The organism is Kitasatospora sp. NPDC051170, assembly GCF_044455705.1.
Lineage (GTDB): Bacteria > Actinomycetota > Actinomycetes > Streptomycetales > Streptomycetaceae > Kitasatospora.
In genome coordinates, this window is record NZ_JBITFA010000012.1 from 199,533 (window position 1) to 219,669 (window position 20,137).

The 20,137-nt window shown below is 73.9% G+C and carries 17 protein-coding genes, 3 tRNA genes and 1 pseudogene; 10 read left to right on the top strand and 11 right to left on the bottom strand.

The window, feature by feature from the left end:
* Positions 1-178 precede the first annotated feature (178 nt).
* On the top strand, positions 179-2,134 hold the full coding sequence (locus ACIBCA_RS24935; protein ID WP_396285201.1) for a hypothetical protein: 1,956 nt from the start codon (positions 179-181) through the stop codon (positions 2,132-2,134).
* Positions 2,135-2,275: 141 nt separating this feature from the next.
* Here the strand turns inward: ACIBCA_RS24935 and ACIBCA_RS24940 are convergent, their stop codons facing one another.
* The 3 genes and pseudogenes from ACIBCA_RS24940 to ACIBCA_RS24950 all read right to left on the bottom strand — a co-directional run bounded on the left by ACIBCA_RS24940 (position 2,276) and on the right by ACIBCA_RS24950 (position 3,743).
* Positions 2,276-2,503, bottom strand: coding sequence for a hypothetical protein (locus ACIBCA_RS24940; RefSeq protein ID WP_396285202.1), 228 nt, complete (start codon positions 2,501-2,503; stop codon positions 2,276-2,278).
* A gap of 77 nt (positions 2,504-2,580) precedes the next feature.
* Positions 2,581-2,748, bottom strand: a pseudogene (locus tag ACIBCA_RS24945) (SPFH domain-containing protein); the annotation flags it as partial.
* 158 nt (positions 2,749-2,906) lie between these two features.
* Positions 2,907-3,743, bottom strand: a complete 837-nt coding sequence (locus ACIBCA_RS24950; protein WP_396285203.1) for an SAM-dependent methyltransferase — start codon at positions 3,741-3,743, stop codon at positions 2,907-2,909.
* Between the two features lie 239 nt (positions 3,744-3,982).
* On the opposite strand from ACIBCA_RS24950, the gene ACIBCA_RS24955 reads away from it, so the two are divergent.
* Both ACIBCA_RS24955 and ACIBCA_RS24960 read left to right on the top strand, forming a co-directional pair.
* Positions 3,983-4,552 (top strand): RNA polymerase sigma factor, encoded by a 570-nt coding sequence (locus ACIBCA_RS24955; RefSeq protein WP_396285204.1) that lies wholly within the window; start codon positions 3,983-3,985, stop codon positions 4,550-4,552.
* Positions 4,549-5,256: a hypothetical protein gene (locus tag ACIBCA_RS24960; RefSeq protein ID WP_396285205.1), complete on the top strand. Its 708-nt coding sequence runs from the start codon at positions 4,549-4,551 to the stop codon at positions 5,254-5,256. Before ACIBCA_RS24955 ends, ACIBCA_RS24960 begins: the two co-directional genes overlap by 4 nt.
* A 115-nt stretch (positions 5,257-5,371) precedes the next feature.
* Here the strand turns inward: ACIBCA_RS24960 and ACIBCA_RS24965 are convergent.
* A tRNA-Ile gene (locus ACIBCA_RS24965) sits at positions 5,372-5,445 on the bottom strand.
* 228 nt (positions 5,446-5,673) lie between these two features.
* Here ACIBCA_RS24965 and ACIBCA_RS24970 point away from each other — a divergent pair.
* A complete protein-coding gene (locus tag ACIBCA_RS24970) occupies positions 5,674-6,537 on the top strand; it encodes a trypsin-like serine peptidase (protein WP_396285206.1) in 864 nt (287 codons plus the stop codon).
* A 118-nt stretch (positions 6,538-6,655) separates the two neighbouring features.
* On the top strand, positions 6,656-7,423 hold the full coding sequence (locus ACIBCA_RS24975) for a trypsin-like serine peptidase (protein ID WP_396285207.1): 768 nt from the start codon (positions 6,656-6,658) through the stop codon (positions 7,421-7,423).
* Between the two features lie 101 nt (positions 7,424-7,524).
* On the opposite strand, the gene ACIBCA_RS24980 is transcribed toward ACIBCA_RS24975, so the two are convergent.
* Positions 7,525-7,597: transfer RNA gene (locus tag ACIBCA_RS24980), tRNA-Asn, on the bottom strand.
* A 60-nt stretch (positions 7,598-7,657) separates the two neighbouring features.
* A tRNA-Asn gene (locus ACIBCA_RS24985) sits at positions 7,658-7,730 on the bottom strand.
* Between the two features lie 239 nt (positions 7,731-7,969).
* Here ACIBCA_RS24985 and ACIBCA_RS24990 point away from each other — a divergent pair.
* From ACIBCA_RS24990 to ACIBCA_RS25005, 4 genes are all read left to right on the top strand, one after another.
* Positions 7,970-8,266, top strand: coding sequence for a hypothetical protein (locus ACIBCA_RS24990; RefSeq protein ID WP_031068026.1), 297 nt, complete (start codon positions 7,970-7,972; stop codon positions 8,264-8,266).
* Between the two features lie 107 nt (positions 8,267-8,373).
* Positions 8,374-9,807, top strand: a complete 1,434-nt coding sequence (locus tag ACIBCA_RS24995; RefSeq protein WP_396285208.1) for an FGGY family carbohydrate kinase — start codon at positions 8,374-8,376, stop codon at positions 9,805-9,807.
* A gap of 105 nt (positions 9,808-9,912) precedes the next feature.
* Complete coding sequence (locus tag ACIBCA_RS25000) at positions 9,913-11,316, top strand: glutamate decarboxylase (RefSeq protein WP_396285209.1); 1,404 nt, start codon at positions 9,913-9,915, stop codon at positions 11,314-11,316.
* Positions 11,317-11,806: 490 nt separating this feature from the next.
* On the top strand, positions 11,807-12,967 hold the full coding sequence (locus ACIBCA_RS25005) for a DUF2690 domain-containing protein (RefSeq protein WP_396285211.1): 1,161 nt from the start codon (positions 11,807-11,809) through the stop codon (positions 12,965-12,967).
* Here ACIBCA_RS25005 and ACIBCA_RS25010 read toward each other — a convergent pair.
* From ACIBCA_RS25010 to ACIBCA_RS25020, 3 genes are all read right to left on the bottom strand, one after another.
* On the bottom strand, positions 12,955-14,049 hold the full coding sequence (locus tag ACIBCA_RS25010) for an RNA polymerase sigma factor (RefSeq protein ID WP_396285212.1): 1,095 nt from the start codon (positions 14,047-14,049) through the stop codon (positions 12,955-12,957). The genes ACIBCA_RS25005 and ACIBCA_RS25010 overlap by 13 nt on opposite strands.
* A 166-nt stretch (positions 14,050-14,215) precedes the next feature.
* The gene (dnaG, locus tag ACIBCA_RS25015) at positions 14,216-16,123 is read right to left on the bottom strand and encodes a DNA primase (protein WP_396285213.1); all 1,908 of its coding nucleotides are present in this window, start codon (positions 16,121-16,123) and stop codon (positions 14,216-14,218) included.
* Between the two features lie 123 nt (positions 16,124-16,246).
* Positions 16,247-17,554 (bottom strand): deoxyguanosinetriphosphate triphosphohydrolase, encoded by a 1,308-nt coding sequence (locus ACIBCA_RS25020; protein WP_396285214.1) that lies wholly within the window; start codon positions 17,552-17,554, stop codon positions 16,247-16,249.
* A gap of 115 nt (positions 17,555-17,669) precedes the next feature.
* On the opposite strand from ACIBCA_RS25020, the gene ACIBCA_RS25025 reads away from it, so the two are divergent.
* The gene (locus ACIBCA_RS25025; RefSeq protein ID WP_396285215.1) at positions 17,670-17,909 is read left to right on the top strand and encodes a hypothetical protein; all 240 of its coding nucleotides are present in this window, start codon (positions 17,670-17,672) and stop codon (positions 17,907-17,909) included.
* Between the two features lie 12 nt (positions 17,910-17,921).
* Here the strand turns inward: ACIBCA_RS25025 and ACIBCA_RS25030 are convergent, their stop codons facing one another.
* Together ACIBCA_RS25030 and ACIBCA_RS25035 are read right to left on the bottom strand one after the other, a co-directional pair.
* Positions 17,922-18,917, bottom strand: coding sequence for an SGNH/GDSL hydrolase family protein (locus tag ACIBCA_RS25030; RefSeq protein ID WP_396285216.1), 996 nt, complete (start codon positions 18,915-18,917; stop codon positions 17,922-17,924).
* Between the two features lie 159 nt (positions 18,918-19,076).
* The gene (locus ACIBCA_RS25035; protein WP_396285217.1) at positions 19,077-20,021 is read right to left on the bottom strand and encodes a PAC2 family protein; all 945 of its coding nucleotides are present in this window, start codon (positions 20,019-20,021) and stop codon (positions 19,077-19,079) included.
* Between the last annotated feature and the right edge of the window lie 116 nt (positions 20,022-20,137).

The window sequence follows — 20,137 nt, forward strand, 5'->3', positions numbered from 1 at the left end:
TCGGACATCTGAGAACCTTTCGTCTTGTGGGGGGAATGCCGTGCCGCTCGCGCCATCCGATGTGACAGAGACGACAGGAGACTCCGCCGCCTCTCCGTCACCCGGCACGAGGGGCGGCCGCCCCGGCGGAGGCCCCTCCTCCCTCCTGGGCCGTGGGCGCCCGGCCAGCGGCCTGATCGTGTTCGCCGTCGTCCTGCTCGGACTGCCCCCGCTGCTGCACCTGGTCAAGGCCGACCTGCTCGGCCTCCTGCTGATATGGGGCGCCGCCGCCACGCTGATACGGTCCCGCGGCTCCGCCTTCGACAAGCTGATGGTCTCCGGGGTCACGCTCATCGGCTGGACCTGCGTGCTCGGCCTGATCGCCAGCTACTGGCCGTGGGGCATCCAGCCGCTCGCCCTCACCGAGCTGACCGCCGCCGTCCTGGTCGCCCTGCGCGCCGTACGCGGGCCCGCCCCGGCCGGGGCGCTGTCGCCGCGCACGCTGCTGCCCGTCCGTGACGTCCCGCTGCTGGTGTCCTCGGCCCTGGTCAGCGCCTTCGCGCTCTACCCGGTGCTCACCCGCAACGCCACCGAGCGCCTCGCGCTGATCGTGACGGGCGAGGACCTCGGCCGGCACGTCGCCCTCTACGACACCATCCTGCGCCTCGGCGGCCTCACCTCCCTGCACCAGGGCGCGGCGGCCGAGACGGTGACCCAGGGCCTGGCCACGTACCCCGAGGGCAGCCACCTGACGCTGGCCGTACTCACGAGCTTCCTGCACGGCGGGCCCACCCGGGGCGCCGCGATGGACCAGATCTCCCTCTTCGTCCTGCTCTACACGGTGATGTTCGCCGCGCTGGCCGTGGCGATCCTGTGGGCCGTCCAGCGGGCCGCAGGGCCGGCGCTGCGCGGCTGGCGGGGCTTCGCCCTGATGCTGCCCGTGGCCGCGTTCCTGGCGATCACCGAGCTGCCCAAGCTGTACTTCAACGGCTTCCTCAGCGAGCTCTTCGCGCTCGGCCTGCTGGCCGTCCTGGTCGCCCTGGCCATCCGCCCGCTCAACCGGCTCCCCGAGCAGGTCGCCGCGCTCTCCGCGCTGACCGTCGGCGTCTCCTTCGGCCACTACCTGCTGCTGCCGGCCGCCGGCATCACCGTGCTCGGGTGGGCCGCCGTGCACTGGCGCGTCTGGCGGAAGCACTGGATCGCCGTCCTGGCGGTCTCCGTGGTGACGGGCGCGCTCGCGCTCTTCCCCGCCTACGTCAACAGCAAGACCGCCAACTCCGACGCGCTGACCCTGACCGGCGGCATCGGCCCGGTGAACCGCCGCATGCTCTTCCCGCTGGTGGCGCTCACCCTCGCCATGCTGCTGACCCCGGCCGCGCGCGCCAACCGCGCGCGGCGGGTGGCGCTGGTCTCCGGCGGCGGCATCGTGGCGCTCTGCTACGGGCTCATGCGCTACCAGGCCTGGAAGGTCGGCGGCACCACCTACTTCTACGAGAAGATGCTCCACCAGCTGCTGGTGATCGGCCTGGTCACCATGGCCGCCGCCCTGCTCCCCGCCTTCGGCCGCCGCGTCCTCGCGGGCGGGCGCCCCACCGGCCGCCGCCTGGGCCTGCCGGCGGGGCTGCGCTCGGGCCTCGCCGTCCTGGCGGCCACCGGCGTCCTGCTGTTCGGCGTGGTCTTCGAGAGCCAGCCCGACACCACCGCGAGCTACGGCTGGGAGGGCAGCCCCGGCCGGGGCATGGCCCGTGGCGCGCAGTCCCGCTGGGACGTCGCCCACCGGGTCGCCTCCATCGACCGCTCCCGTCCGGCCGACGACCACAAGGTGGCCGTCTCGCTGCTCGGCCACCGCGCCTACGGCGACTCCGCCGCGGACTGGGGCTCCGTCGAGGACAACCTCTGGCTCGGCGTCCTCAACCGGGACCAGGGCCGCTCCTGGGTCGCCTGGTACTGGGCCATCAGCCACCGCAGCGCCGAGGAGATCCTGGACTACGCCGCCAAGTCCCCCGAGCCCCTGCGGTTCTACATCGACGACCCCAAGCTGCTCGCCGACGTGAGGGCGCTGGCCGCCAAGGGCAAGCACCCGGGCCTCGACGTCAGCCAGGTCAAGCGGAACACCGAGGGCGAGTTCGTCGTCGAGCCCCTCACCTTCGGCTGACCCACCCGTACGCATCAAGGCCGCAGGGCCGCCACCCGGATCCGGGTGGCGGCCCTGCGGCCTTCGGCGGGAGCGGGGCCCTGACGAACCCGCTCAGGGTGGAGGTCCTGGCACTGGTGGCCCTGATCCACCAGCGCCCGGTCAGTCGGCGTCCGGGGCGCCGTCCTCGGGGCTCTGCTTGGGCGGGCGGCCCCGCCGGGGAAGTCGGGCGGCGCCGCCGGGCATGCGGCCGGCGTCGGTGAGGGCGCGGCGCAGGAGGAACTCGATCTGGGCGTTGGTGCTGCGCAGATCGTCTGAGGCCCATCGGGCCAGGGCGTCGTGAACCGAAGGATCCAGTCGCAGCAGGAGCTTCTTCCGTTCCGTCGCCAACGCCGAGCCTTACCGGTAGAGGGAGCCCGTGTTCACGACGGGCTGGGCGCCCCGGTCTCCACAGAGCACCACCAGGACCGTACGGCGGTGTCGGTCTGGATGGCGACGAAGGCGTGGTAGTCGTCGACCTCGAAGACCGCCCTCGCGGTGTCCTCGACCTGCCAGACCACCACGGCGGCCATCTCGATCGGGTTGCCGTCCGCGTCGTTGACCTTGTTGGTCGCGGTCTCGTGGTTGCGGCTCCTCCGGCGAGCGCGTCCGCGCTTGATGGCAAAGTGATAACACTTTTTTCAGATGGTTCGCCGACATCCCAGGCCGGAAGGGTTCTTGGACGCACGAAGAGGCGCCCCCGGGGCCGGCGGAAGGCCGGACTCCGGGGGCGCCGAAGGAAAGTGACGGTCGGTTACGGGCGGACGGCGACGGCCCCCAGACAGGCGGCCTCGGCGTCGGTGAAGACTTCGTCGCCCGGCTCGGGGCGCCAGCGCGGGGTGGAGACGACCCCCGGGTCGAGCAGGTCCCAGTCCGCGAAGAACCCGGCGAACTCGCCCGGGGTGCGCGCCCGGACGGGGTTGCCCGCCACGGCGTAGACCTGGCAGATCCGCTCCGTCTCCTCCGGGGAGTACTCGGGCGTCAGATGGCTGATGACCAGGGCGGAGCCGCGCGCCTTCAGGGCGTCCTTGAAGGTCTCGGTGATCTCGTGGGCGCCGTCCGGGACGAAGTGCAGCAGGGCGACCAGGCTCAGGGCGATCGGCCGGGTGAAGTCCAGCACGCCCGTCTCGCGGACGGCCTCCAGCACGGCCGCGGGCTCGCGCACGTCCGCCTGGACGTAGGCGGTGCGGCCCTCGGGGGCACTGCGCAGCAGCGCCTGGGCGTGGGTGAGGACGATCGGGTCGTTGTCGGCGTAGACGACCCTGCTGCCCGGCTCCACGCCCTGGGCGACCTCGTGCAGGTTGGGCGAGGTCGGGATGCCGGTGCCGATGTCGAGGAACTGGGTGATGCCCGAGCGGGCGAGGGCGCGGGTGGCCCGGCGCATGAACGCCCGGTTGGCCCGGGCCGCGTGCCGGGCCTGCGGGAAGACCGACAGGGCCTGCGCGGCGGCCTCGCGGTCGGGGGCGAAGTTGGTGACGCCGCCCAGGAAGTAGTCGTACATCCGCGCCGAGTGCGGCCGGTTGATGGCGAGATTGATCTCCACGTCCGGCGCGGAGGCCGCGCCCTCGTCGCCGTCCCGTTCGGCCGTCATCCGTTTCCCCCTCGTGCCGCCGGCGTGAACCCCCCGAGCATCCCCGACCCGCAGGCTCTGCCGCAACAGGGCCCGGCCAGGCCCCTCGATCGGAACCGATCCTCGATGACGCAACATCAGTTGACCGATCATCACATACAGACCGAAGCAGTCCGATATGAGATCGCCTTAACCTTTGTCGTCTCATCACGCTTGAATGTATGCACGACATACGGCAGTTCGCCGCAGCAGGAGGTTCCTTGACCAGCGACGACGAGTGGACGTCCGCCGTGCGCGCCCACCGGCTGTCCTACGAGGTGTTCTGCGACGAGCACGAACGGGCCTGGCGCGGGCTCGCCCGGGCCCGTCTGCACGACCACCGGCTCATCGAACGGGCCGTCCGCGACATCCGCGAGGAGCTGCGGCACGCGTGGGCCGCGGCCCTGCGCGAGCCCGCGCCCGCCGGCTACGCCTGGATGGTGGCCAAGCGGCACGTCGCCGACCTCGCCCTGTGGACGGACGCCGGCACCTCCCCGCCGCGCGCCGTCCTGCCCGACTGGGAGCGCGCCCTGCGCAGCGCCTGGCCCTGCGAGAGGCTCGCCCCGCCCGGCCTCGGCGACCACGACCGCCTCCACGCGGCGATCCTGCGCCTCCCGGAGCGCCAGTACGACGTGATCGTCCTGCGCTACGCGCTCGGCCTCGCCTACCCGGCGATCGCCGTGCACCTCGGCATCACCGAGGCCGGCGCCCGGTCCACCGCCGTCCAGGGCCTCGACAAGCTCCACCGCCTCCTGGGCGCCGGCACCGCCGCGCTGGAGGAGAGGCAGTGACCCACGGACGCGAGAACCGCACGGCCACCCCGCCCGACCGCCACACCGCGCTGCCCGTCACCGCACTGCCCGTCACCGCACTGCCCACCACCACCCTGCCCGTCGCGCCGGGCCCCGACCTGCGCCACCTGCTGCGCCCACCGGCGCCCATGGGCGCCGCGCACGCCCAGGCCCGTCACGAACTCGACCTCGCCGCCACCCTGGTGATCGCCCAGCCGGCGGCCGCCAGCTCCCTGGACTCCCTCGCCGACAGCCGCCGCGTCCACCCCGGCGGCGCGCTGGTGCTGGGCGCGCTGCTCTGGCTCACCGGGCACCACGACGCCTGCCAGTTCTGGCTCCAGTTCGCCGCCGGCGGCGGAAACGCCACCGCCGCCAGCTGCCTGTCCCTCCAGCACGCCAGCCGGGGCGAGTTCCGCGACGCCGAGTACTGGCGCGAACAGGCCGACCAGCTCACCACCGACCCGCCCCGCGGCGGCGCCCGCACGGCCTCCTGGCCCACCACCCCGCTGCCCCCCGCCGTCTGGCAGGACACCCTCGCCGCCTGCCACCGGGGCCTGTCCATGAGCCTGCCGCCCCGCGTCGCCGCCGTCGTCCACCAGCTCCCCGTCGACTCCGACGACGACCACCACGGCGAGATCCCCCGCCCCACCCCCCGCCTCGCCCACGACCTCACCCGCGCCGCCGCCCACCCGCGCAGCGCCTGACGGCGTGGCGGAAGGGGTTCGCGGGGGTGGCCGGTCTAGCCTGGGAGTGGTGCGGCCAGGGAGGAATCACCTGGTCGGACGGGCTTTTCATCCGACGAAACGTCGGGCCGAAAGGTGGGGCGGGTGGGACTCGAACCCACGACCAAGGGATTATGAGTCCCCTGCTCTAACCGGCTGAGCTACCGCCCCGGTTCGCCGCGCGGGCCCTTGGCGGCCGCAGCAGCAGTGCGCGGCCCCGGAAGGCCGCTCCGGGCAGCATAGCCGGTCGATCACCGGTGGTGCGCGCCGGGGGCGCACACGGGTAGGCGGGGGTGCGCGCCTCGCCGGGTGGGCCGACGACACGGACCAAGGACGGTGGCAGCCCCGGCCGGCGACCCCGGGTGGCGGCGGCGGGGGCGGACAGGGCAGCCTGGGCGGATGACGATGCGTGGGACGGGTGCGGCGGCCGGGGCGCTGCTGCTGGTGCTCGCCGCGGCCGGCTGCACGACGGCGGCGCGGCCGGGCAGCACCACCGCGACCCTCGGTTCGGCGCCCGCCACCGCCTCCGGCACCGCCGCTTCCGGGAGCAACCACGGCTGGACCAAGCAGCGGTTCAGGGGGGCGGCCGCCGGCCGGACCGGGGTCACCCGCACCGCCAAGCCGACCGTCCTCAACGGGCTGGTCGGCGCGGTGTTCACCCGCAACGCGGACGGCGACCACTTCTGCACCGCCAGCGTCGTGGACAGCGCCGGGCTCAACCTGGTGGTCACCGCCGCCCACTGCGTCTGGGACCCGAAGCTCGGCCAGCGCAGCGACCTGGTCTTCGTCCCCGGCTACCGCGACGGCGAGACCCCGAGCGGGGTGTGGCCGCTGCTGGCCGTCACCGTCGACGACGCCTGGAAGAGCGGCGCCGACCCCGACATGGACGTGGCCTTCGCCGTCGTCCAGGCCCAGAGCGGGCTGCAGGTGCAGCAGGTGCTCGGCGCCAACAAACTGGGCGTCAACCTCGGCTACGACCTCTCCGTGCGGGTCACCGGCTACCCGGGCAGCAGCGAGGTCCCGATCACCTGCTCCAACAGGACCACCGAGCAGAGCCCCACCCAGCTGCGGATCGACTGCCCCGACTACACCGGCGGCACCAGCGGCAGCCCCTGGGTCACCGACTTCGACCCGAGCACCCGCACCGGCACGGTGGTCGGCGTCATCGGCGGCTACCAGGAGGGCGGGGACGACCCGAACACCTCGTACAGCAGCTACTTCGGCGACCGCGTCCAGGCCCTCTACGACCGCGCGACGGGCTGAGCCGTGGCTTCACCGCACCCGGCGGTGGCGTCGCCGGGCCCGGGCTGGTAGATCTTCCTCACGAACGGCGGAACGCACGGCCCCGGTGCCCGCCCCGAGGAACGAGACGGAGCCCCCGATGGCCCCCCGCCCGGCACGGCCCGCGAGCGCGCCCCGCACGGCCTCGCTGACGGCCCCGCTGTCGGCCGCCCTGCTGCTGGCCGCCGTCGCCGCCTGCGGCGGGCAGGACGACCGGACGCCGCCCACCGCCGAGGTCGCGCAGCAGAGCCCCGCCCGGGACCGCGTCGGCACCCTCTCCGTCCACACCGCGCAGGGCCCGCGCGCCTGCACCGCGAGCGTCGTGCACAGCCCGGCCCGCAATCTGCTGGTGACGGCCGCACACTGCGTCCAGAGCCACGAGGTCGGCCTGCTGGACGGCCTGGTGTTCACCCCGGGCTACCGCAACGGCTACTCCCCGTACGGGAGTTGGCCGGTGCAGTCGGTCACCGTGGACCCGCGCTGGACGGAGGACGCCGACCCCGAGTACGACGTGGCGTTCGTCACGGTCCGCACGACGGGCGGGCGGCAGATCGAGGACGCGGTGGGCGGCAACCCGATCGCCACCGGGCAGGGCTTCGGACTGGCCGTCTCCGTGACCGGCTACCCGAACGAGAGCGACGAGCCGATCACCTGCGCGGTGAAGACCCGCTCCCAGAGCCCCACGCAGGAACGATTCGACTGCGGCGGCTACAGCGACGGCACCAGCGGCAGCCCGTGGGTGACCGGCGAAGGGACGGTGATCGGGGTGATCGGCGGCTACCAGGGCGGCGGGAACAGCCCGGACACCTCGTACAGCGTGACCTTCGACCAGCGGGTCGCCGACCTCTACCGGCAGGCCACCACCTGACCGGGCGGTGGTGTGACGAGAGCGACACGGGGCAACACGAAGGCCCCTCGGTCGTCCGAGGGGCCTTCGCTCTGAGCAGTCACCGGGCGGGCCCGGCGCAGCTCCCGCATTTGGACTCGAACCAAAAACCTGCCGGTTAACAGCCGGCTGCTCTGCCAATTGAGCTATGCGGGATCGCGGTACTCAACCTCCGTACCACGCGGGGAAGGAGAGCCTTGACGGGCTCCTTCCCAGCTCCCCCAATTGGACTCGAACCAATAACCTGCCGATTAACAGTCGGCTGCTCTGCCAATTGAGCTATGGGGGATCGGCTTCCGCTCCGGCCCCCGGTTTCCCGGGCTCCTCGGCGTTCGCTGCGGGACATACATTAGCGCACTCGGGGGGGTGGTCCGCCAATCGCTTTCCCCGGCCGGCCCGGCCGGACCCGGCGTGCCCCGTGCGCGCCGGGCACCGCGCGGGGATGCTGGGGGCGCGGGCGGTTCGCCGTCCCGACCAACGGGTAGGGCAACGCGGCAGCAGGCCGCCAGGAGAGGGTGGGTTTCGACCATGTGGAAGCTGTCGTTGGCCGTGGGTTTCGCGGCCGGCTACGTCCTCGGCTCCAAGGCCGGGCGGGAGCGCTACGAACAGATCGCCAAGGTCACCCGGCAGATCGCCCAGAGCCCCTCGGTGCAGGGGGCCACCGACCGGGCCCGGCAGCAGGCCGGCGCCGTCGCCGGGAAGGCGGCCGGGGCGGTCGCGGACCGGGTGGGGGGCCGGCTGCCGAACGCGGTCACGGACCGGGTGCCGTACCTGAACCGCACCCGCGACGGGGGCGAGGACGGCTGGGGTACCGTCCGGCCGTGACGGGCCGGTGACCCCCGGGCTACACACGGCCCAACGCCGGGTCGCGAACCGGCAACAGCACGCCCGGCCCGGACGCGTCCCGGGCCGGGCTGAGGCATGATCTCGACATGGCCATCGTCGCGGGGATAGACAGCTCCACCAACAGCACCCGGATCGTCGCGTGCGACGGTGACACCGGCGAGGTGCTGCGCTCCGGCAAGGCGCCCCACCCCGTGCCCGAGGACCAGGATCTGCGCCCCGGCGAGGCCGACCCCCAGATGTGGCTGCACTCCCTCGGCGACGCCGCCACCGGGGGCCTGCTGGAGGGCGTCCGGGCCATCGGCGTCAGCGCCCAGCAGCACGGCATGATCGGCCTGGACGCGGGCGGGGTGCTGGTGCGTCCCGCGATCCTGTGGAACGACCCGCGCTCCAGCGGCGCCGCCGCCAAGCTCCTCGACGCCCTCGGCGGCCCCGCCGCCTGGGCGGCCGCGATCGGCGCCGTGCCCGCCCCCACGTACACCATCGCCAAGCTGCGCTGGCTGGCCGAGTTCGAGCCCGCCAACGCCCGCCGCGTCGCCGAGGTGCTGCTGCCCCACGACTGGCTGGTGTGGCAGCTGCTCGGCCACCCCAAGCGCCGCACCACCGACCGGGGCGACGCCTCCGGCACCGGCTACTGGTCCCCCGCCACCGGCGAGTACCGCCAGGACCTCGTCGAACTGGCCCTCGGCCACGAGCTCAGGCTGCCGCACGTGCTCGGCCCCGCCGAACCCGCCGGGCACACCCCCGAGGGCCTGCTGATCTCCGCCGGCACCGGCGACAACATGGCCGCCGCCCTGGGCCTGGGCCTGCGCCCCGGCGACGCGGTGGTCTCCCTCGGCAGCGCCGGGACGATCTTCGCCGTGCACGAGGAGGCCGTCATCGACCCCTCCGGCCTGGTCTCCTCCTTCGCCGACGCCACCGGCCGCCACCTGCCGATGGTCGCCACCCTCAACGCCGCCCAGGTGCTGCGCTCCACCGCCGCCATGCTCGGCTGCGACCTGGACGGGCTCGGCGACCTCGCCCTGCACTCCAGCCCCGGCGCGTACGGGCTGGTGCTGCTGCCCTACCTGGACGGCGAGCGCACCCCCGCCCTGCCGCACGCCGCCGGCACCCTGACGGGCCTGCGGGCCGAGTCGATGACCCCTCAGCACCTGGCCAGGGCCGCCGTCGAGGGCATGCTGTGCAACATCGCGGACGCCCTGGACGTGCTGCGCGCCCAGGGCGTCGGGATCAAGCGGGTGTTCCTGCTCGGCGCCGCCGGTCGCCTGCCCGCCGTACGGCACGCCGCGCCGATGCTGTTCGGCGTGCCCGTCGTGGTGCCGCCGCCCGGGGCGCACGCCGCCCGCGGGGCCGCCCGGCAGGCCGCCTGGGCACTGGCCGGCGCCTCCGAGCCGCCCGAGTGGGAGCTGCCCGAGGCGCAGACCGTCGAGCCGGACGGCGACCAGGACCTGGCCATCGGCGCGGCGGTGCGCCAGCAGTACCGGGCCGCGCGGGACCGGATCCACCCCGAGGCCGCGCAGTAGGGCGACAGGAGCACCCGTGAGGATGCGTCACCCGGCCGCCGGTGGCAGCGTGGACCGGGCTGGACGTCGACGACGGGCCACGGGCGTGAAGGGCGGCAGGACGCGATGGCACTGCACAAGGGAGCCGGCGACGACCGCCGGCTGAGCATCGGCCCGTTCACGGGCATCTCCGACCCGCTGGGCGCCATGGAGCTCGCCCCGCCCCTGCACCGGCTCGGCGACGGGCCCGTCACCGCCGACACCGCCTACCAGCTCGTCCATGACGAGCTGCTGCTCGACGGCAGCGCCCGGCTCAACCTGGCGACCTTCGTCACCACCAGCATGGAGACGCAGGCCACCCGGCTGATGACCGAGTGCCTCGACAAGAACATGATCGACAAGGACGAGTACCCGCAGACCGCCGAACTCGAGCGCCGCTGCGTGGCCATCCTCGCCGACCTGTGGCACGCCCCCGACCCGGACGCCGCCGTCGGCTGCTCCACCACCGGCTCCAGCGAAGCCTGCATGCTCGCCGGGATGGCCCTCAAGCGCCGCTGGATGCGCCGCAACCCCGACCGCTACGCGACCGGCGCCCGGCCCAACCTGGTGATGGGCGTCAACGTGCAGGTCTGCTGGGAGAAGTTCTGCGACTTCTGGGAGGTCGAGGCCCGCACCGCGCCGATGAGCGGCGAGCGCTTCCACCTCGACGCCGAACAGGCCGCCGCCCTGTGCGACGAGAACACCATCGGCGTGGTCGGCGTCCTCGGCTCCACCTTCGACGGCTCCTACGAGCCGATCGCGGACATCTGCGCCGCCCTGGACGCCTTCCAGGAGCGCACGGGCCTGGACGTGCCCGTGCACGTGGACGGCGCCTCCGGCGGCATGGTGGCGCCCTTCCTCGACCCGGAGCTGGTGTGGGACTTCCGGCTGCCCCGGGTCGCCTCGATCAACACCAGCGGCCACAAGTACGGCCTCGTCTACCCCGGCGTCGGCTGGGCGCTGTGGCGGGACAAGGAGGCGCTGCCCGAGGAACTGGTCTTCCGGGTCAACTACCTCGGCGGGGAGATGCCGACCTTCGCGCTGAACTTCTCCCGGCCCGGCGCGCAGGTGGCCGCCCAGTACTACGTGTTCCTGCGCCTGGGCCGGGAGGGCTTCCGGGCCGTGCAGGGCGCCAGCCGGGAGGTCGCGCGGTACCTGGCCGGGGAGATCGGGAAGCTCGGCTGCTTCCGGCTGCTCACCCGCGGGGACGAGGTGCCCGTGTTCGCCTTCACCACCACCGAGGACGTGCCCTTCGACGTGTTCGACGTCTCCCGGCGGCTGCGCGAACGCGGCTGGCAGGTGCCCGCGTACACGTTCCCGCCGCACCGGGAGGACCTCTCGGTACTGCGGATCGTCTGCCGCAACGGCTTCTCCCGGGACCTCGCGGACCTGCTGCTCGCCGACCTCGGCCGGCTGCTGCCGGAGCTGCGGCGCCAGCCCGTCCCGCTCAAGGACCTCGGCGTGCCGGCCCGGGCGGGCTTCCACCACTGAACGCCCGGTACTGAATCCGCGACCGGACGCCCACCTCTGGACGTCCACCACCGGACGCTTCTCTCTGGACGTCCACCATCGAACGCCCGGTACCGGCGTCCGCCGCGTACGAACGTGGTCACGGCGGGGAGGGCACGATGAAGCGCCCTCCCCGCCGCGTGTCCCGGTCCGGCCGGGGCAGCCTCCCCCCGCGAGGCTGCCTCGGTCGAGTGGGGGTGAACGGGACGTGCGATCGGGCCGGATCCGGCTGACCGGTCGGCTCCCGAACGTCTCGGCCGGTCGGCGAACCACACCGGCCAGAGAACTGTGCCTGACAGACGCGTGAATGTTCGAGCGTTTCCGGGGGTTGTGAGACACTTCCGAGCGTCTCAGCGCCAGGACCTGGGGTTTGAGACGGCAGGCCGAAGAGGTTGGAGAGGCGGAGACACCCGGACGGCCCGTGCCCCGCGCCCCGCCGCCCCCTCCCCGACTCCCAGCTTGGAAGGCCGCATTGAGTTCCGCGTGGAAGGACCTGCCCGAGGAGCTGTCGGGGCCCGAGAGGGACCTGGCCGGGGAACTCCGGGCCATCAAGGACGCCGCCGGGCTGTCGCTCTCCGAGCTGGCCTCCCGGACGCACTACAGCCGGGCCTCCTGGGAGCGCTGGCTCAACGGCAAGCGCAGCATCACCGAGCAGGCCCTGGAGGCGCTGATCGGGGCGGTCGCGTGCGACGGCCCCGCGCTGCGGACGCTGTGGCGGCTGGCGGTGGAGGAGCGGCCCAAGGTCTCCCTGGAGAAGTCGCCCGCGGAGGCTTCCGCCGCGGCCGACGCTCAGCCCGCGGCCGAGCCGGTCGCGGCACCTGACGCCGAGCCCGGCGCAGTGCCCGGCGCAGAGCCCGCTGCCGAACCCTCCGCGGACGAGCCCGGGCCCGTACCGGCCTGGTGGCGGCGCCCGGCGGTGCTGGTCTCCTCGGCGGTCGCGCTGGCGGCCCTGCTGGTGCTCGCGGGCCTGAACGTCGGCCGCCAGCAGGACGACGACGGGTCGGCCGACGCCGCCCGGCCCGTCCTGACGCCGACCGCCAGCCCGACCGTCACCCCGCCCTCGCCCGTCCCCACCGCCGCGACCTGCCAGGCGCTCGGCTGCGCGCACAAGGACCCGAAGAACACCGGCTGCGGCCGGGACGCCCGTACGCTCGCGACCACCGTCATCGGCAAGGTGGTCGTCTACCTGCGCTACAGCCGGATCTGCGAGGCCGCCTGGTCGGCGATCACCGAGGGCGAGCCCAAGGACTACGCGACGATCACCGACACCACCGGGGACAGCGAGACGGCGCTCATCCACTACGGCTACGACAACTACTCGCCGATGCTGAGCGCGGCGGACCCGGCGATCGGCTTCCAGGTCTGCGGCTTCCAGCCGTCCGGGCACGACTGCACCCTGGTCATCTCCAACCTGGCCATGGTGGTGGACTCCACGCCGATCCCGATCGGCAAGGCCACCCCTCCCCCGGGCACGGGCGCGGGGGCGAGCACCACGCCCGCCGTGGCCACCCCGGGCACGCCGTCCATTCCGGCCACCGTCGCGCCCCAGGCCCCGCCGATCACACCGGCCGCTCCGGGCGAGACGGCCCCGGCGGCCCCCGCCTCGGAGTCGCCGAGCCCTCAGTCGAGGTAGCCGCGCAGCTGTTCGGCGTAGGCGTGGTCGCGGAGCTTGACCAGGGTCTTGGACTCGATCTGGCGGATCCGCTCCCTGGTCACGCCGAAGACCGCGCCGATCTCCTCCAGCGTGCGCGGGCGGCCGTCGTCCAGGCCGTAGCGCAGCTGGACGACCTGGCGCTCGCGCTCGCCCAGGGTGTCCAGGACGGCCTCCAGGTGCTGGCGCAGCAGCAGGAAGGTCGCGGACTCGGCGGGTGAGGCGGCGTCGGCGTCCTCGATCAGGTCGCCGAGCGCCACGTCCTCGTCCTCGCCGACCGGGGTGTGCAGGGAGATCGGCTCCTGGGCCAGCCTCAGCAGGTCGCGCACCCGCGCCTCGGTCAGCTCCAGGGCGGCGGCGATGTCGGCCGGGGCGGGTTGCAGGCCGCGCTCCTGGAGCAGGCCCCGCTGGACGCGCACCACGCGGTTGATCAGCTCGACCACGTGCACCGGCACCCGGATCGTGCGGGCCTGGTCGGCCAGCGCCCGGCTCATGGCCTGGCGGATCCACCAGGTCGCGTACGTGGAGAACTTGTAGCCGCGGGCGTAGTCGAACTTCTCCACCGCCCGGATCAGGCCGAGGTTGCCCTCCTGGACGAGGTCCAGCAGGGTCAGGCCACGGCCGACGTAGCGCTTGGCCACGGAGACCACCAGGCGCAGGTTGGCCTCGATCAGGCGGCGCTTGGCGATCCGGCCGAGCACCACCAGGGAGTCCAGCTCGCGGGCCAGGCGCTCGGGCGGGGGCGGGTCGGCGCTCAGCCGCTCCTCGGCGAACAGGCCCGCCTCGACGCGGCGGGCCAGCTCCACCTCCTCGGCGGCGGTCAGCAGGCGCACCCGGCCGATCTCGCGCAGGTACTGGCGCAGCAGGTCGGCGGCCGGCCCGCCGCCCGCCTCGGCGGCGCGCTCACGGGGTTCGTCGTCAGGTTCCGGCTCGGATTCGGACTCCGGCTCGGATTCGGACTCCGGCTCGGGCTCGGGTTCGAGCACGGGGTCCGGTACGGCGGTAGCGGTGACGGTGGTGACGGTGGGGGCGGTCGCTGCGGCGGGGCCTCGGTCCACGGGCATCCCCTCTGGGCGGGGCGCGACTCTGGCGGACCCGCGCTGTACGGAGGTGGGGGCGTCAACCAGTGTGCGCCACGCCACACTCCGTGGCCGAGACTCGTGCGTCGACTTTCTGCGCCAGGGCGTGTCTGACAATTCCCGCCGGGGGTCGCCGATTGTCAGACACGCCCTAGAGAGCCGCCGAGCCCCGGCTCTTGAGCTGATCGCCGTACTGCTGGAGCTGCCACAGCTCGGTCTGCACCGCGTGCAGCTGCTCCGCGTCGGCCCGGTGGCCGAGGCGCTGGAGGTAGGCGCGGCCCTCGGCGATGCGGCGGTCGACGGCCAGCAGGCGCAGCTTGACCAGGAACTCCCCGGCGTAGATCGCGTCGGCCTTGCGGCGGGAGCGGACGGGCTCCACCGTCAGCTCCGTCACCAGCGAGCGGACCCGGTCGTCCGGGCACGCCTCGCGCACGGCGGTGGTGAAGTCCTTCACGGTGGCCCCGTACGCGGCTCCGCCGGCCTTGGCGATGGCCTGGCGCACGGCCGTGTACGGCGGGGTCGGGAACTCGTCCTCGCCGTAGTGGTCGAAGGCCGGGCTGACCAGGTCAGGGTGCTGGAGGGCCAGTTTGAGCAGCTCGCGCTCCACGAACTGGGCGGCGTCGCGCGGGTTCAGCCGGAAGGCCGGCTGGGCGGGGCTCGGCTGCTGGACGGCCTCGGGGCGGCGCTGGGCGGCGGCGCCCCGGGGGTTCTGCTGGCGTTCGCGGTCCCAGCGGGCGAGCTGGGAGATCCGGCGGACGACGAACTGCTCGTCGAGGATGCCGAGCATGCCGGCCAGGCGGACGGCGTACTCGTGCTGGATCGAGCGGTCCTTGATCTTGGCGACGATCGGGGACGCCTCCTCCAGCGCCGCCGAACGCCCCTCCGGGGTGTCCACGCGGTGCCGGGCCACGGCCGAGGTCAGGGCGAACTCGAAGAGCGGGACGGGGTTGTCGATCAGGTTCCGGACGGCCTCGTCGCCCTGGGCCAGGCGCAGTTCGCAGGGGTCCATGCCGCCGGGGCTGACGGCGATGGAGGTCTTGGCCGCGAACTTCTGGTCGTCCTCGAAGGCGCGCAGGGCGGCCTTCTGGCCTGCGGCGTCGCCGTCGAAGGTGAAGACCGTCTCGCCCCGGTACTGGGAGGTGTCCATCAGCAGCCGGCGGATGATCTTGATGTGGTCCTCGGCGAAGGCCGTGCCGCAGGTCGCCACCGCCGAGGTCACCCCGGCCAGGTGGCAGGCCATCACGTCGGTGTAGCCCTCGACCACCACCGCGCGGCCCGACTTGGCGATCTCCTTCTTCGCCAGGTCGATGCCGTACAGCACGTGGGACTTCTTGTAGATCGGCGTCTCGGGGGTGTTCAGGTACTTCGGGCCGTTGTCGTCCTCGCGCAGACGGCGGGCGCCGAAGCCGACCACCTCACCGGCGATGTCGCGGATCGGCCAGACCAGCCGGCCCCGGAAGCGGTCGATCAGGCCGCCGCGCTGCCCCTGCGAGGCCAGGCCCCCGAGCAGGATCTCCTTGTCCGTGAAGCCCTTGCCGCGCAGGAAGCGCACCAGGTGCTCCCAGCCGACGGGCGCGTAGCCGACGCCGAAGGTCTTCGCCGCCTCCTCGTCGAAACCGCGCTCGGCCAGGAAGCGGCGCCCGATCTCCGCCTCCGGCGAGGCCAGCTGCTCCCGGTAGTAGGCGGACGCCACCTTGTGGGCCTCGACCAGGCGGGTGCGCTCGCCCTGCTGGTGGCGGGGGCTGTAGCCGCCCTCCTCGTAGCGCAGGGTGATCCCGGCCTGGGCGGCCATGCGCTCGACGGCCTCGGCGAAGGTGAAGTGCTCGATCTTCATCAGGAAGGCGATGGTGTCGCCGTTCTCCTGGCAGCCGAAGCAGTGGAAGACGCCCTTGGCGGGGTTCACGTAGAAGGAGGCGGACTTCTCGTCGTGGAAGGGGCAGACGCCCTTGTACTCGCCACCGCCACCGTTGGTCAGCTGTACGTAGTCGCCGACCACCGCGTCGATCGGCAGTGCGCTGCGCACCGCCTGTACGTCTTCGTCCCTGATCCGCCCGGCCACCCCGGAATTCTACTGGGACGGCCGGGCATACGGAGCTCAGGTCGGCTCAGGCCCGACTCAGGTCCGACTCAGGCCCGGCTCGGGTCCGGCTCGGGTCCGGCTCGGGTCCGGCTCGGGTCCGGCTCACGCCCAGGCGGAGCCGACGAGATTGGCGTGCAGGGCCAGCGCCGAGGCGTCGGTGAGGGTCGCGATCTGGTCGATGACGGTGCGCAGGGCCGCTCCGTCGTCCTCGGCCTCGTGGTACATCGCCATGAAGACCGGGTCCAGGCCCTCGGGGGCGCGCTGGGTCAGCACGTACGCCAGCTCGGCGATCACGATCCGCTGGCGGGCCCGCAGCTGCGCCTGCTCGTCGCGCTGCATCACGTACCGGACGGCGACGGCCTTGAGCACCGCGCACTCCAGCCGCACGCCCCGGGGCACCACCAGTTCGGCGGCGTAGCGGGAGAGCCGGCCGGGGCCGTAGCGGGCGCGGGTGGCCTGCTCGGCGGCCAGGCAGAAGCGGCCGATGAGCTGGCTGGTGAGGTCCTTGAGCCCGGCGCGGGCGCGGGCGGTGCCGTCGTAGGCGTTGGGCCACCACTCCTGGGCGAGCAGCCGGTCGAGGGCGGCGGAGAGCTCCTCGGGCTCGGCGTCGCGGGCGTAGCGCTCGGCGACCTTGAACAGTTCGGCGCGCTCCTCCGGGCTGCGCAGGGCCGCCGGGTCGATGTGGCCGGCCTGGAGGCCGTCCTCGACGTCGTGGGTGGAGTAGGCCACGTCGTCGGACCAGTCCATGACGGTCGCCTCGAAGCACTTGCGTCCGGGCGGGGAGCCGGCCCGCAGCCAGCGGAAGACCGGCAGGTCGTCGGCGTAGACGCCGTACTTGGGCGAGGCCGGGTCGGTGGGGTGGGAGCCGCGCGTCCAGGGGTACTTGGTGGCGGCGTCCAGGGCGGCGCGGGTCAGGTTGAGGCCCACGGTGCGGCCGGGCCGGGGCGCGAGCCGGCTCACGGGCTCCTCCTGGGGCGCGAAGCGCTTGGGCTCGAGCCGGGTGAGGATGCGCAGCGACTGGGCGTTGCCCTCGAAGCCGCCGCAGGCTTCGGCGGCCTGGTCGAGGGCCTCCTCGCCGGTGTGGCCGAAGGGCGGGTGGCCGATGTCGTGGGCGAGGCAGGCCGTCTCCACGAGGTCCGGGTCGCAGCCGAGGGCGGCGCCCAACTCCCGTCCGACCTGGGCGCATTCGAGGGAGTGGGTGAGACGGGTGCGCGGGAAGTCACTGCGCATCGGGGCGACGACCTGGGTGGTGCCGGCCAGGCGCCGCAGCGCCGCCGAGTGCAGCACCCGGGCGCGGTCGCGCTGGAACGCCGTACGGCCGGGGCGCTTGTCCGGTTCGGGCACCCAGCGGGCCTCGGCGGCGTGGTCGTACGGGATCGGGGCGGCGAGGCGGTGCGCGGTGTCGTCCATATGCGTCTCACCGTACGCCGCACCCCCGACACGCGGGGTGAGCCGCGCACGAAGGGGTGTGGACGGGAGTGTGAACCCTCCCCCACGCGCCCCTGGGCGGCACTAGCCTGCGGCCATGCCTGAAAGATCATCGTCACCGCCCGCGCCGCAGATGCCCCCGCTGGTGCTGCGCGGCACCCGGGCCCAGGCCCGGCTGGAGCCGCTGCACGTGGTCGTCGAGCAGGGCGGGGCCGTCCACCGCATACCGGTCGAGGCCGTGGAACGGGTCGAGGCCCGGCCGGGGGTGGTGGAGGTGGGGCTGTACTGCGGCCTCGGCGCGCTGTGGTGGGCCCACCACCCGACCCCCGGAGGGTGACGGGCCTCGCGGTCACCCCTTGACGGCCTTGAGGACGACCGCGGCCACCCCCTCCTGCCCCTTGGCGTTGGGGTGGACCGGCGCCAGGCCCTCGGCCGGGAACGGCGGCTCGATCCAGCGGGCCTCCTCCCCCGCGCACATGTCGTGCCCGGCGGAGGGGGCGGCGGCGTCCACGAAGACCGCCCCGGCCGCCTCCGCGCGCTTCTTGAGCATGGCGTTGAGCTGCTGCTCCTTCTCCAGGAGGAAGCCCAGGTCACCGGGGGTGACGGTGCCGCCGAGCACCGGCTTGCAGAGCGCCGGGTCGGCGGGCAGCAGCGAGGGGTAGCCGACCACGAGGACCCGGGCCTGCGGGGAGCGGCGCTTGACCTCTTGCAGCGCCTGGCCGACCCGGTCGCCGGCCGCCTCGACCTTGCGCTGCACCTCGTCGGTGCCGCTCGCGCCGTCCGAGGCGAAGTGGTCGCGGCAGGGCGAGGCGGAGCGCCCCCCGACGAGGCCCTTCACCACGTCGACCAGGTTGTCCTTGGCGCACTCGGTGACGACGTCCACGAAACCGGCGTCGTTGCCGCCGATGCCGAGGGTCACCAGCCTGGTCGCCGGGGTGAGGGCGTCGAACTGGGCCGGGTTGGAGCCGTCCGCGGTCCGCTGGGCGGCGGTGAGGTCCCCGGTGCGGGCGCCGGTGCAGCTGACGTCCTGGAACTGGGCGGCGGTCAGCCCGAGGGCCTTGGCGACCAGGGAGGGGTAGTTGGCCGAGGAGCGGGAGCAGCCGCGCGGCTCACCGGTCTGCGGGGAGATCCTCATGCCGGCCGTGTAGGAGTCGCCGAGCGCCACGTACGGCCAGGTCGGCGGCGGGGTGGGCGTCGGCGTCGCGTGCTCGCGGGCGGGCAGGGCGCCCGCGAAGCCGTCGCCCTCCGAGCCGCCGCTCGTGCAGCCCGTCAGCAGCAGGGCGGCCGGGAGCATGACGGCCAGACCGGCCGTCAGCGCGGCGGTCGGGCGGGTGGTCCTGGGCATGGCGTCCTCGGGAGGGTCGGCGTCACGGGCGGACTCGCAGCGGCGGCCCGTCCCCCGGGCACCGAGGGCTCAACGCACGGGCCCGGCGGATGACTCCCGCCGGGCCCGGATTCGCCGGTGCTTCCTCAGTCGGCGCCGTCCACTCCGCGCTACTCCGCGTTACTCCGCGCCGCGCTCGTGCTCGGCGAGGAACTGCTCGAAGCGGCGGCCGAGTTCGTCCGCCGAGGGCAGGTCGACGGGCTCGGCCAGCAGGCTCTCGCGGCCCTCCGACCCGGCCACCGCGTCGTACTGGCCCTCCATGCCGCGGATCGCCGAGCGCAGCTCGCCGTCACCCTGGGCCAGCTGCTCCTCGATGTCGGCGTAGACCTCGCCGACGCGCTCGCGCAGGCCCGAGCCCGGCAGCACCAGGCCCGTGGCCGACTGCACGGCCTCCAGGATCACCACGGCCGCCGCCGGGTAGGCCGAACGGGCCACGTAGTGCGGGACGTGGACGGCGAAGCCCAGCACGTCGTGCCCGGCCTCCGCCAGGCGGTACTCCAGCAGGGCCTGGGCGCTGCCGGGCACCTGCGCCTGCTCGAACCACTGCGGGTACCCCGCCGCGAGGTCCAGCCGGTTGCCGTGCGGCGTCAGGCCGACGGGGCGGGTGTGCGGCACGCCCATGGGGATGCCGTGGAAGTCGACGCTGAGGCGGACCTCGAAGCGCTCGGCCAGCTCGCGCACCGCCCGGGCGAAGCCCTCCCACTCGACGTCCGGCTCCGGGCCGGTGAGCAGCAGGAACGGCGCGCCGGCGGCGTCGTGGACGAGCTGGAGCAGGATCTCCGGCGGGTCGTAGGACGTCCAGTGGTCGCGGTCGAAGACCATCGCGGGGCGCCGGGCGCGGTAGTCCACCAGGCGGTCGTGGTCGAAACGGGCCACCACCTGCGGGGACCCGGTCTCCAGCAGGTGCGCCACCACCTGGCCGCCGGCCTCGCCCGCGTCCATGAAGCCCTCGAAGTGGTGCAGCAGCACGAGGCCCGCGCCGGTGTCGCGCAACTGCGCGTTGGCCGTGGCCACCGCGGCCACGCCCTGCTGATCCAGCTCGTACAGCGCCTGGAAGTCACGCACCGCGCACCCAACCCCGATCTCTGCTCGCTCCGCCGTCGCTCCGACGCACCGGCCTGTCGTCCACTCCAGCGTGCCGGGCGCCGCCGGAATTCCCGAGCGCCCGGACCCGGCTCGGG

Excerpts from the sequence above, each read along its gene's own strand:
- ACIBCA_RS24950 (WP_396285203.1), bottom strand. The coding sequence starts at position 3,743 with ATGACGGCCGAACGGGACGGCGACGAGGGCGCGGCCTCCGCGCCGGAC.
- ACIBCA_RS25010 (WP_396285212.1), bottom strand. The coding sequence starts at position 14,049 with ATGCCCGTGGACCGAGGCCCCGCCGCAGCGACCGCCCCCACCGTCACC.
- ACIBCA_RS25020 (WP_396285214.1), bottom strand. The coding sequence starts at position 17,554 with ATGGACGACACCGCGCACCGCCTCGCCGCCCCGATCCCGTACGACCAC.
- ACIBCA_RS24995 (WP_396285208.1), top strand. The coding sequence starts at position 8,374 with ATGGCCATCGTCGCGGGGATAGACAGCTCCACCAACAGCACCCGGATC.
- ACIBCA_RS24970 (WP_396285206.1), top strand. The coding sequence starts at position 5,674 with ATGACGATGCGTGGGACGGGTGCGGCGGCCGGGGCGCTGCTGCTGGTG.
- ACIBCA_RS25030 (WP_396285216.1), bottom strand. The coding sequence starts at position 18,917 with ATGCCCAGGACCACCCGCCCGACCGCCGCGCTGACGGCCGGTCTGGCC.
- ACIBCA_RS24990 (WP_031068026.1), top strand. The coding sequence starts at position 7,970 with ATGTGGAAGCTGTCGTTGGCCGTGGGTTTCGCGGCCGGCTACGTCCTC.
- ACIBCA_RS25025 (WP_396285215.1), top strand. The coding sequence starts at position 17,670 with ATGCCTGAAAGATCATCGTCACCGCCCGCGCCGCAGATGCCCCCGCTG.
- ACIBCA_RS24975 (WP_396285207.1), top strand. The coding sequence starts at position 6,656 with ATGGCCCCCCGCCCGGCACGGCCCGCGAGCGCGCCCCGCACGGCCTCG.
- ACIBCA_RS25000 (WP_396285209.1), top strand. The coding sequence starts at position 9,913 with ATGGCACTGCACAAGGGAGCCGGCGACGACCGCCGGCTGAGCATCGGC.